This is a genomic window from Flavobacterium sp. UBA5153 (assembly GCA_002413745.1).
Taxonomy (GTDB): domain Bacteria; phylum Bacteroidota; class Bacteroidia; order Flavobacteriales; family Flavobacteriaceae; genus Flavobacterium.
This window is the reverse complement of sequence record DHXP01000020.1, coordinates 1-12,585: the sequence shown is the minus strand read 5'-3', so window position 1 is coordinate 12,585 and position 12,585 is coordinate 1. Positions and strand designations below refer to the sequence as shown.

Genomic DNA, 12,585 nt, shown 5'->3' with positions numbered 1-12,585 from the left:
AATTAATATTTTTTTTAAGAATTGAAGAGATAAACTAATTCATTTTTGAAATTTTATCATCAATATGGAAATAATCAAAATCAGCGCATCCACCAATGTTTTTAGTCGCATAATTAAACAATCCAAATCGGTATCCCATAAAATGAGGAAGTGTATAAGGTAAATTTACCGTGCTTCCAATAGGAATCCATTTGTTCCCGTCTAAACTATAATAAAAATTCCCTTTATCTGCTTTGTCTTTAAAATCACATTCTGCTTTAAAGTACACTTTGTCTTGATTTAAAGGAATACTTGCCATTTCTTTCGGAATTCCTTTTGCAGCATCAATCATTACAATTTTTTTAGATCCATTTTCAATTTTGACAGCTATCAATCCATATTCTTTTTGTAACAAAGAAAGTCCTGCAATGTCTCCTTCTTTCATTTTAGAAACGTCCAAAGAAGTTGAACCTGAACAAACTGGCCCAATAGTACGTTGTGTTAATGTGTTTTTAGCTTGAACAAAACTGCTATCTATTCTAGCTGTTTTTAATCTTAGATAGCCTTTTCGCTCTCTAACGGACCAAATCGAATTATCTGGATTATGATTCCACTGCCAAACTAAAGGCAAATCTTTATCACTTTTTTTACGATTAAATTCATCAGAATTTACGATCCCAGGAATTAATCCTTTGCTAGAAGGCAAATCTAAATATTCAGGAACTTTACCATTTTCTCCTAAAATTGGCCAGCCATTTTCCCATTTAACAGGAACTAAATAAGGAATACGGCCAACGCCTCCATTATCTTTAAATAAATAAGAAAACCATCTGCCATCTGGAGTATCAATAAGTCCTCCTTGTGCAACACCTAAATCTTGTAATCCAACTTTCCCTTCCCAAGGGCCATTGATGTTATCGGCACGATGAATAATTACAGTACGCATTCCTCCTCGTGGCCAACAAATATTAAATAAATAGTATTTTCCTTTTAATTTAAATAGTTGAGAACCTTCTGAATTTAGCATAATATTGTCGCCCGCAGGAGCACTCGCATTTTCAATCAAAACTTTTTTAGTTTCTTCTTTTACACCTGAAAGATCACTATTCAACTCTATAATTTGAAGTTTTCCAGCTCCCCAAACCATATAAATTTTACCATCATCATCAAAAAGAATAGAATGATCGTGGTAAGAGCTATTTAAAACTATTTTTTTCCAAGGTCCATTTTCTATGTTTTTTGTTGAATAAATGTATGTTTTGCCAGTTGTACCTGAAAAAGTACTCACATAATAAATTCCATTATGGTAGCGTAAACAACTAGCCCAAGAACCTCTTCCATAATCGTTTTTTCCATTATCTAAATTGAGTCTATCATTATTATCTTCTAATGTTTCATAAACATAATTAACCAATTTCCAATTTACTAAATCAGTAGATTTCATAATTGGCACCCCTGGATTCATGTGCATTGTAGTGCTGCTCATATAGTAAATATCGCCTACTCTAATTATTGACATATCTGGAACATCAGCATAAATCAATGGATTTTCTGCTTTTTTTTCTTGTGCAAAAGCAACCGTTTGCATAATTATAACAAAGCAAGAAAAAAAGAAAATAATTTTATTTTTCATGGTTTTGGGTTAATTTTTTAATTGTGATTAATAGCGTATTCATTCTTATCTTTTTACTTTCATTTTTTAATTGTATTTATTTTTTTACTACAATTTTTTTTCCAATATATTTTACAGTTTTGGCAATTATATCATTCTGATCTCCTGTTACCCATACCATGTTCATAGTATAAGTATCTATTTCATCCTTATAATTACCAACTTGATTTCCAAAAGTTAGGGTTTGATTCTTTTCGTTCCAAATTATAGGAATTTCGATGTGTTTTCCTTTTTCATAATTGTAATTATCCCCTTCGTCATCATACAATGTAAAGGTTGCATCTTTGCCGGTATAAATTCGAATTTCAAGAACATCTTGCGTGGTTTGGGTATTTTGTACTACACTCCCCATAGGCACAATTGAACCTTCTTTTACAAACACGGGAATTTTATCTAAAGGAGCTGGAGTTAAAATTGTTTGCCCTCCTTCAAATCGTTTGCCAGTCCAGAAATCATACCAAGCGTTTTGCTTTGGTAAATAAACATTCCAATCAGTAACATTAGGTGCTGTAACTGGTGCTATCAAGAATGCTTTTCCAAACATATATTCGTAGGCTTGACTTACAGCAGTTGTATCATCATTAAAATCCATAATTAATGGCCTCATCAAAGTAGAATTATTGCTAGAAATCTGCCAAGCTTCAGAATAAATATATGGCATCAATTGATATCTAAGATTCAGCATCGTTCTCATATTACTTTCAACTTTTTCACCATATTTCCAAGGTTCAGTTTCAGTTTGGTAACCATGTATACGAAATATTGGGTTGAAAGCTCCCCATTGAAACCAACGCGTAAGTATTTCGCGATACTTTTCATCGGTATATTGCCCAGCCCCTGGACGGAAAAAGCCACCTATGTCGGTAGTCCAATAGGGCATTCCAGTAAGATTATAATTTAATCCTGCTACTATTTGACGTTTATAAGTGTCCCAATTCCAACCTATATCCCCGGACCAATTGATTGTACCATAACGCTGCTGACCTAAAAATGCAGAACGCGTAAGAATGGCAACTCTTTTTTCTGGATTTGTATTTCTTTGCCCTTCATAAACGGCTTTACTAACAAATAAAGGATAAGTCAATCTATAAAAATCTCCCAATCCAAAATAGGTTTGTTTTCCTCTTAATCCATCATTTTCAGGTTCAGTAGCATCCATCCACCAAGAATCTACACCCAATGAAAATAAATTAGTATTCAGAGCGTTCCAATGTGTTTTTTGAGCTTCTGGATTATAAATATCGATCCAAGGGCTATTCGGAATAAATAAATTTTTGGATAAATATTCTTTTGCGATTTCAGATTCTTTATTCAAATTTTCCCAAACAGATACAGAAAAATGAGTATTCAAATTGTGTAATTCTTTTATAAATTTCTCTGGTTCAGGATAATGTGTTTCATCAAATTTAGGCACTCCCCATCCGTATTTGCCCCAATATTGCCAATCTTGCACTATTACATCCACAGGTAAATTACGCTTTCTAAATTCTTTGATGGTAGAAACCAAATGCTCTCCAGAAGTATATCGTTCTCGACATTGCCAAAACCCGAAAGCCCACTTTGGTAACATCGGTACATTTCCTGAAAGATTACGATAATTCGCTATAATTTCATCCGTATCTTTTCCTGCAAAAACCACATAATCAAGTGATTTAGCGTTGGGAGAATTAAAAACCGTTTCATTATTAGAAAGTTTTAAACCAAGAGTTGGAGTATTACTTGATTTGCAAACGACTTTTACTGTATGTTCGCCTACTTTTAAGTTCACTAATTTACTCACTGCAGGTGGAAGCCATAAATTGGATTGATTAATTACATCAATACCATCAATCAATACTAAATGGCGGCTGTCCATATCTCCAAGATCAAGCATTACTGAATATTCACCCTCTTTAGCTACTGAAAAACTACCTGAATATATTGATTGTTGTTGTGAAACGCGCTGTGTTCCTGAGGTAGTTGTTACTTCTACTTCACCTTTTTCACCGTCTTTTATATCGTTTTTAACCAACGGAATATTTTGATTACTTGGATTAAAATACGTCAAACCATATTGATGCCATAATAAACCATATCCTTTATTCGAAACCAAAAATGGAATTGCAATTTGTGAATTAACTTGAATTAATTTACGAGTAGCGTTTTTCAAATTATATAATCCATCTTGAAATTGTCCTAAACCAAACAAATATTCATCATCAGGAGATTCAAATCCTTGTTCAGCTACATAACAAGGTTCTCCCATAATTGTACTGGGTTTCATTAACCTCGTATTTGCCTTTTCACTAAGGAATACTTTTCCAGATTTATTGATATACTTAATGACTCCTGTTTTTTTATCAAATGCAACTGTTATTGCTTTTGTGATAAGTTTTAAACTGGTTGCGCTTTCTTTAAATGTAAAACTGGGTACATTTGGTTTATTTATCAAGACAAACTCTTGAGTTTCTGATAAATTTCCTATTTCATATTTTATTCTTACTGATTTGTCTGTAAGAGGTATTATATTCAAGACTCCTTCAGATAAGTCTATAGATAATCTATCTTTAGTTAAAGTGTGTTTTTTATACTGCTGCGCACTAATTGAGGTGGACAGCAATATAAAAAATAAAATATATGCGAATCTTTGCATTTTGATGTTTTTTAAATTTAAAACTATTTTTGTATTGGATTCAAAGAAATAACAAAACCTCCTCTACGGAGTAGTTTTATTTCAATAGTACTCGTTTTATCTACCACCATTACTTGTGAATCAAAAGCTTTATCATGCTTGCCGTCAGCAATGATAACTGCACGATAACTAACCCCTTCCTTCAAAAAATCTAACTTGATTTTTTTTGTTTTTTCTTGGCGTTCAGAGGCACTAATACCTCCAATATACCAAGCATTCCCTTTTTGACGCGCCATAATAACTTCTTGCCCTGGATGACCATCAATAAATTTCGTATTATCCCATGCTGTAGGCACTTCCTTCAAAAAAGTTTTAGCTTCATCTGGAAGTTCATAATAACCTTCTGGTCTGTCTGCCAAATGTTGTAAAGGAGATTCAAAAATTACTGAAAGAGCTAACTCATGCCCATAAGAAGTAAGATGTGGAAATTGTGAATTCGTAAAAGTAACAGGAGTATAATCCATCGCTCCAACTACATTCCGTGTAAACGGTAAAATAGTATTATGTTCTGGTGCTGCAACAGTGAATTCAGGACCGTTATTATACCATTCGGCTCCACGCACAGCTTCAGAAGTCATTAAATTAGGATAGGTTCTTGACCATCCTCTAGGGACAATACATCCATGAAAATAGACCATCATTTCAAATTGAGCAGCATCTTCCAAAATATCAAGATAGTATTTTATCATATTTTGTTTTTCGCTTTCAAAAAAATCAATTTTGACCCCAGCAACACCCAATTTTTTAAGTTTTGCGAATTCCTCGACCCTGTTTTCATGCGTGAGCATACGGTTTTTTGGAGTAGAAGAGACCCAGGTGTGGTCTCCTCCGGAGTTGTACCACATCAATGGTTTTATCCCTTTTGAATGTATGTATTTCAAAGCATCTTCTAGATTACCACCATTAGTCATTCCGTCCCATTCCCAATCTAAAAGTGTGTATGGCCAATTCATTTTTACAGCCAAATCGGTAAAATCGCAAACAATTTTATAATCTTTCGTACCGTGGTTACTAGACCAGTAATTCCAAGATACTTTTCCTGGTTTTATCCAATCAGTGTTTTTAAAACTAGTAGGTGTAGATACATCTTCAACCAAAGTGCTTTCTACAATATCAGCCAAACTACCAATAGTAATAACCCTCCAAGGTGATTTCCAAGGAAGAGAAATACTAGGCTTTGATTCCCCAGTACCTCTACCATCTTTAGGGTCTGGAAAAGTAAGTTTGTAAGTATTTACATCTTGAGTATTACTCAATTTTGTACCACAATAACTTCGGCTTAAATCTGCCTCATGAAGCAAATACCAACATGATTTATCTGCTGAATTGAATAATGCAGGATAGCACCACTCTTCTTGAAGTATTTTATCTTCGCTTGAAGTAGCATATAGCCCTTCATTTGCGGGATTCCACTTTTCTAGCCATCTCATACTTTCTTTTGGTATTTGATAAGCTGTGTATTCATCTTTTATACTATATGAACCTTTTTTTTCTGGAAATTCATATCGAAAAGTAATTCCGTTATTATAAGCTCTAATAATAAGATTTAATTTAGCCTTGCTAGGATTCTCAAACGAAACAACTACTTCATTGGCTTCATTATCACGCACTAGCTTTTTTCCATACGGAAGTTCATAGTGTTCCTTTATCATTTTTGGCTTACTTGCCTTTAAAAAAAGGAGTTCTTTCGAAAAATCTTGATCACTTCGAGATAGTCCAAGATTTACTTTTGGAAGAATCTCAGATGTGTTTTTATCTGAATGATAGGATACTTTTAAAGACCATTCGCCTTTATTAGTTCCATCCATAGCACACAAAACTGCCGCAATTTTTTGATTGGGAGATAGTAGCGTTATTTTCTGAGACCATGTATTAAATGAATAAAGAACAACAACTAGAACTAAAATAATCTTTGACTTCATAATTTTTAAGTAATTCACTTTTTATAACTTTACTATTCTATTTCAAAAACAATAGATGTTGCAAAAGGCATTTTTTTAGGATTAGTTATTAAGAGTCCATCAGCTTCTTGTTTCCATTGCAATTTTCCTTTATACCCAAGTAACTTAACTGAATTAATCTTCTTATCGAAAATTTTTGCGTCAGTTGCAAGCGACTTAATTTTTATTTGGGCATTGGGAGCTGGGACATTCATACAAAAAGCATAAAGAGAACCATTTTTTCCAATCGTAAATCGTATATCCTGAGCATCAAACTTAAATTCAGCATGCTTACGACTCAATCTTCCACCAGGAAGCATTTTCAACTTCCCATTAACAATTTCTCCTTCTCCAGGAATTGCCCATGCATGACTTCCATAAACAGCTTGTCCATTAATTCTCATCCAATTACCAACTTCTTTCAACATTTTTTGACTAGCTTCGTTTATTGAACCATCTGGCAATAAAGAAATACATAGTGCCGCATTACCGTCACGGGCTATAGCTTCGATTACATACCGAATCATCATCCCCGAATCATACGTGAAGTCAGGTGCATAAAACCAATCTCCCACTGGTGCCTCAGCAATCCATGGTTGATCAGTTTTAATGTTAGGCGGAACTCCAAATTCCTCTGTATTTACTGTACCATTTGTTTTATCACGAAATTTCACGATGCTAAAAGTGTTTACCTTTCCACGATTTTGCAAGGTGCGGTTGTAAAAATCGGCAATAACGGTTTGCATAGCATCAGCTTTAAGCCCTGTTCCTGTTCCATTACCGGTAAATGGACCTTGAACAGTGCCATCCGTATAAATAAAATCAGGGTCATAATGCTGTACAACATCCATCATTCGTAAAGCCCAATTGGTAGCATACCACTTAGCATATTCCAAATGATTGGTAAATATTCCTGCTGGTGGTGGAGACCAATCTTCGTGCGCTTTCTGATTAACACCTTTGTATTCGCGCAAATCGATACCATAAAGCATTTTTGGATCATATCCTTCCCACCATTTGCCTTTTCCATCAGCGAGAGTAAGATTGCCATCATAAGGAACTCCTTTTTTACTTCCTTCATTGTCACTACCAAATGCAGTTTGCCACCACCACCATGAGTACTCATGATGGAAAGTAACTCCATAATATAGTCCATTAGCTCTACATGCCTTTGCCCATTCGCCAATTAAATCTCTTTTAGGACCAATATTAACTGAATTCCATGGTTGATATTCTGAATTCCATAAATCATAATTATCATGGTGAACCCCTTGAATCATTAGAAAACGAGCCCCTGCATCCTTATATATTTTAGCTAATTTTGCAGGATCAAGTTTAGTAGGATTCCAATCGCGCAAAACTTCTTTGTATCCTACTTCTGATGGATGTCCATATCTTTTGAGATGATTCTGATATGCTTTTTTATCTGATTTATAGAGATTACGTGCATACCAATCACCACTTTCTCCAGCAGCTTGTGGTCCAAAATGAACCCATATTCCAAATTTTGCCTCACGCAACCATGCTGGTTCTCCTGGGTAATTTTTTTCTATAGATTCCCAAGTTGGTTCGAAAGGACCTTTTGCAATAGGGATATCCAATTTCACTTCTGGAAATGATTTCCAATCCCCCATTGTCTCACTATCTATTGGCTTAGCTTCTGGAATTTCAGGCATCGGATTTTTGCCTTGTGCGTGGAGACCTATCTGGATTGAAAATAAGACGATAAATAAAATTTTGGTTTTCATCTGTTATTTATTTTCATTCCTTTTCGTTAATTCAAGCATTTTTGTAGCATATCTTTTGCCTAAAATTCTATACCCTTCAGCTGTAAAATGAAGATTATCTTTAGCATCTGGACATCCACTTGAAGAAATTACATAAGAATTTGGAATTACCTCTGGCAAAGTAGCAATGATATTATTCATGCTAGCACAAATTCCACCTTGATCCGCATTAACAACTTCGCCTGCTAATAAAGGCGTAGATTCTGCTTTAAGATTTAGATCTTTCAAAAGATTATCATAAACAATTTTTACTTTTTTTGTCCACAAAGTATCGTTTGTATTTGATTCGCCTTGATGCAATAATATCCCTTTTATCACACCTGTTTTTTGAGCTATTTTAGCCAACTCTACTAATCTAGCATACGGATTTCCATTGTATTGAGCTATCATTCCTTTCATCCAATCTGGTGCAGTTTTTATATAAGTTTCACTATTGTCTTTGTCAAAAAGTTCAATTTTACAACCACCAACAGCTACATTTATCACACCAACAGTTACATCTTCAGGAAGATTGGCAATCATTTCTCTTCCAAAATAATCTGCTGGAGTAAGTCCTGTTGTACAACGACTCAAAGGCGGAACTGCAGTATGCCATTCCCCTTTTTTTCTATTCAAATTATCGCAATCTAAAGCTTCTAATACTTGAAACCTTTTATTTACAATGGTATCTTGTGGTTCAAACTTGGCATTCCCTTCCATATTAGACTGCCCAAAACACAGATAAACATAAAATTTAGGATTTTGCGCAAATGTATTTGTCACACAAAATAATACTGTTACAACAAACAGTCCCTTTAATTTATTTTTCATTTTGTTCTGTTATTATATTTTATATAAATTGTTTTACTTGCTTACGAAGGTGTACATTTTCCCTTTTTCTGTAGCTATATCAACTAGAATTGTCGGTTTTAGTTCCAATGGTTTAATAGTAGATTCTTTAGAAATAATTGGCGCTGCTGTTTCATTAACAAAATAAAAAGGGTTAGGGTTTTCTCCTTTTGCATCCATTAAATCAACTCCTGATTTATGTTTCATACTATTTGGCAAACGTAACCTTAGATTTCCTCCTAATGTTGATTTCACCACTAAATTAGTAAGTTTGCCCTCTTTCCATTTCATCTCTGCAATCTCAAAACCACCTCTTGTTCTAATTCCTTTTATACTACCATCTTTCCAGACATCTGGTAATGCTGGTAATAAATGAATCGCACCATCAGAACTTTGAACAAGCATTTCCGTAATTCCAGATGTACAGCCAAAGTTTCCGTCAATTTGAAATGGTGGATGCGCATCAAAAAGGTTATTATAAGTGCCTCCACCCCCTGTATTTACCCCTAAAGGAGTTAGTTGATTTTTAATAAGAGAATAGGCGTGGTTACCGTCTTGCAATTTTGCCCACCAATTTATTTTCCAACCCATACTCCAACCAGTAGATACATCTCCACGTTGCAATAATGTATTTTTAGAAGCCGCAAATAATTCAGGAGTTTTGTAGGCTGATATTTGATTAGATGGAAATAATCCGTATAAATGTGACACATGACGGTGATTATCGTTAGGATTATCAATATCATCAAGCCATTCTTGAAGTTGGTTGTATTTCCCAATATGCATAGGTGCCAATCGGCTACGCATCTGTTTTAAAGTGTCAATTAAAGTAGCGTCTTGTTTTAGGATTTGTGCTGCACGAATGGTTGTACTAAATACATCAAAAACAATTTGAGTATCCATAGTTGTTCCCGCATCTAACGATGAACCATTATGTGCTTGAGGAGCATTTTCAGGAGAATTTCCTGGGTTTATTACGAGCCATTTATATTTAGGATGTTCTACGAGAAAATCAACATAAAACAAAGCTGCACCTTTTATTGCTGGGTAAACAGATGCCAAAAATTCTCTGTCACCTGTATAAAGATAATGATCCCATAAATGTTGACTAGCCCATCCGCCTCCAGCAGTCCACAACCCCCAAAAAGCACCATCTACAGCTCCTGTTGCACGCCAAATATCTGTATTGTGGTGTGCCATCCATCCTCTTGCACCATACATCGTTTTAGCCGTTTCTTGTCCAGTGACGGATAAATCTTTTACCATTTGTAAGAAAGGTTGATGTAATTCTGAAAGATTGGTTTTTTCAGCAGGCCAATAATTCATCTCGGCATTTATATTGATAGTGTATTTGCTATCCCAAGTTGGATTGATATCGTTATTCCAAATACCCTGAAGATTGGCTGGCTGACCGCCAGGTTGGGAAGACGATATGAGTAAATATCGACCATATTGATAATAAAGTGCTACAAATTGTGGGTCGTTTGTATTTCTAAAATTTTTCAAACGTTCATCAGTCGGTAAATCCGTTGCTGGAGTTGTTCCTAAATCAAGTTTAACACGATTGAAATATTTTTGATAAGCAGCAATATGTGCTTTTTTGAGTGTTGCATAAGACTCACCAAAAGCTTTATTCAAATAGTCCGAAGCACGTTGGTTTTCATTTCCACTTACATCATGATAATTATTAAAATTAGTAGCAATCGATATAAATAGTGTGGCAGAATTTGCTCCTTTTACGGTAAGTGAATTTTCCGTTTGCTCTAATTTTCCACTTTCAAGTTTAATCCGGGTTATTCCTTTAAATTTTATCAAACCCATCACACCTTCATGATCACTGGTAGTGCCTGTTATTTCAAGATCTTTTGAATTGCTTACAGCAAAATTATTTATTTTATGAGGTGAGGTATAATTGGCGGTAAATGACACTTTACCTTTTTTATTAGCTGTAATACGGATTACAATAACCCTATCTGAAAATGAGGCAAAAGCTTCGCGAGTATAAGTTACTCCATCCACAACATAACTGGTTTTCGAAATGGCTTTTTCGATGTCAAGTTCACGCCTATAATTGGTGTACTGTTCTTGATCCTCAAAACTCAAATTTAAATTACCAACAGGTTGATATATCTGTCCTTGTGACTTCTTAGAAATAAAAGCTTGGTTTGCTAATTTTTCAGCTTCTTTATGATTTCCATCAAATATCATTTTTCGAATTTCTGGCAAAGCAGCCAAAGCAGCAGGATTATCATTTCTGTTAGGACCTCCACTCCATACAGTACTCTCATTAAGTTGAATAATTTCATTCTTTACATTACCATAAACCATCGCCCCAAGAAAACCATTCCCAATAGGCAAAGCATTTTCCCATATATTACCTGAAGGTTGATTGTACCAGAGTTTAAGAGTTTGACTTTCTTGTGAGTAACTGATAAAAAATCCTAAAAACAAAGCTATTAAAGATATTTTTTTCATTTTAATTAATTGAATATGGTTCTTAATTATATTTTATAATATATTGTATTTACAAATATTTTTTAATATGTGTGAAAAACAAACTTAAAATTTTAACACAAAATAAACGCCATAATATGTATTTACGTCTATAAAAGTTTAAAAATATTGGTTTTAATTATTATTAGCGGTCAATGTACGCGTACTACGACTCCGGATTTACATAAAAGCTCCTGGCTGTGAAGATGTTTGCGTCATTTCAACTCCAGCAACACGTCCTTGTAAAGCTTGAGTTATGTTGGATGCAGGAACTTCATTTAGTTTTCCAGCACTTATTGTAGCAACTGAACCCGTTACAGCTTCTTTTCTTTGAGCAGCATACCCAATTACTAGTACTTCTTTCAAAGCACTTGATTCGTCTTCAGGTTTTACGTTTATTTTAGTTTGACCGTTTACGGCCACTTCTTTAGTTGCATAACTAATGAAGCTATATACTAATAGCCACTCTTTTTTAGGTAATAAAAAATTGCAATAATAAAACAATCGTTGGTTTGTCATAATTGAACGTTTTTTTTGGTTAATAATTGATTAATAAAAAGGCATTTAAAAACAGAATTGTTAAGCATACGAGTTTGGCTAAACAAAGGAGACAAATAAAGTCCCGCTAAAGCTGATGCACTTATTTTTAAAACATTTCTTCTGTTCATCTGTATTTGGTTTAAAATTTAGTTTATCTATTTCCGATTTTATAATTTTATTTTTCACTAAACTCGGAATTAGAAAAAATTAATTATTTATTTATAATAATAATTAATCACATTATTAAATATTATATAAATATTTATGATATAAAATATATTATTTATTATTTTTGCGAAAAATATACATACAAATATAAATGGTATTCCATTTGTATTTATTATTCAAAAACGACTTTTTATTATAAAAAAACGATTTTAAAATTATGTCTAAAAATATCTTTAAATATTTCTTCTCTTTATTACATATAGATTATGTGAAACTTGATCAAAAATGGAATTACAATAATGTAATTAGCCCTTATTATCGTTTGTATTATATTGAAGAAGGAAATGGGTTTGTTTCGGATAGTTCGGGGTGCTTAACTTTAGAACCGGGTTATTTATACCTGATTCCGAGTTTTACAATTTGCAATCTGAATTGTGATGACTATTTGAGACAATATTTCATTCAGTTTTTTGAGGAATCTCCTGATGGAATTTCATTGTTTAATCA

7 protein-coding genes and 1 pseudogene are annotated in these 12,585 nt (G+C 33.8%); 1 reads left to right on the top strand and 7 read right to left on the bottom strand.

The features are described 5' to 3' along the window. Positions 1-34: 34 nt before the first annotated feature. The 7 genes from B2145_RS04515 to B2145_RS04485 form a co-directional block, all read right to left on the bottom strand. Entirely contained in the window at positions 35-1,612 is a 1,578-nt protein-coding gene (locus tag B2145_RS04515; RefSeq protein WP_291098820.1) for a glycoside hydrolase 43 family protein, read from the bottom strand. A 76-nt stretch (positions 1,613-1,688) separates the two neighbouring features. Beyond that, positions 1,689-4,283, bottom strand: a complete 2,595-nt coding sequence (locus B2145_RS04510; protein ID WP_291098817.1) for a TIM-barrel domain-containing protein — start codon at positions 4,281-4,283, stop codon at positions 1,689-1,691. Positions 4,284-4,306: 23 nt separating this feature from the next. Beyond that, the gene (locus B2145_RS04505) at positions 4,307-6,244 is read right to left on the bottom strand and encodes a glycoside hydrolase family 97 protein (RefSeq protein ID WP_291098815.1); all 1,938 of its coding nucleotides are present in this window, start codon (positions 6,242-6,244) and stop codon (positions 4,307-4,309) included. A gap of 32 nt (positions 6,245-6,276) precedes the next feature. Continuing rightward, positions 6,277-8,010 carry an alpha-L-fucosidase gene (locus B2145_RS04500; protein WP_291098812.1) on the bottom strand — a complete coding sequence of 578 codons (1,734 nt, stop codon included), beginning with the start codon at positions 8,008-8,010 and terminating at the stop codon, positions 6,277-6,279. A gap of 3 nt (positions 8,011-8,013) precedes the next feature. Beyond that, positions 8,014-8,859: a sialate O-acetylesterase gene (locus B2145_RS04495; RefSeq protein ID WP_291098809.1), complete on the bottom strand. Its 846-nt coding sequence runs from the start codon at positions 8,857-8,859 to the stop codon at positions 8,014-8,016. Between the two features lie 33 nt (positions 8,860-8,892). Further along, a complete protein-coding gene (locus B2145_RS04490) occupies positions 8,893-11,352 on the bottom strand; it encodes a glycosyl hydrolase family 95 catalytic domain-containing protein (RefSeq protein ID WP_291098807.1) in 2,460 nt (819 codons plus the stop codon). A gap of 198 nt (positions 11,353-11,550) precedes the next feature. Further along, complete coding sequence (locus B2145_RS04485; RefSeq protein ID WP_291098804.1) at positions 11,551-11,889, bottom strand: hypothetical protein; 339 nt, start codon at positions 11,887-11,889, stop codon at positions 11,551-11,553. Positions 11,890-12,295: 406 nt separating this feature from the next. Here B2145_RS04485 and B2145_RS04480 point away from each other — a divergent pair. Then, positions 12,296-12,585 (top strand): annotated as a pseudogene (locus B2145_RS04480) (AraC family transcriptional regulator); the annotation flags it as partial.

Coding starts and splice junctions, on each gene's coding strand:
- B2145_RS04515 (WP_291098820.1), bottom strand. CDS start 1,612: ATGAAAAATAAAATTATTTTCTTTTTTTCTTGCTTTGTTATAATTATG.
- B2145_RS04510 (WP_291098817.1), bottom strand. CDS start 4,283: ATGCAAAGATTCGCATATATTTTATTTTTTATATTGCTGTCCACCTCA.
- B2145_RS04505 (WP_291098815.1), bottom strand. CDS start 6,244: ATGAAGTCAAAGATTATTTTAGTTCTAGTTGTTGTTCTTTATTCATTT.
- B2145_RS04500 (WP_291098812.1), bottom strand. CDS start 8,010: ATGAAAACCAAAATTTTATTTATCGTCTTATTTTCAATCCAGATAGGT.
- B2145_RS04495 (WP_291098809.1), bottom strand. CDS start 8,859: ATGAAAAATAAATTAAAGGGACTGTTTGTTGTAACAGTATTATTTTGT.
- B2145_RS04490 (WP_291098807.1), bottom strand. CDS start 11,352: ATGAAAAAAATATCTTTAATAGCTTTGTTTTTAGGATTTTTTATCAGT.
- B2145_RS04485 (WP_291098804.1), bottom strand. CDS start 11,889: ATGACAAACCAACGATTGTTTTATTATTGCAATTTTTTATTACCTAAA.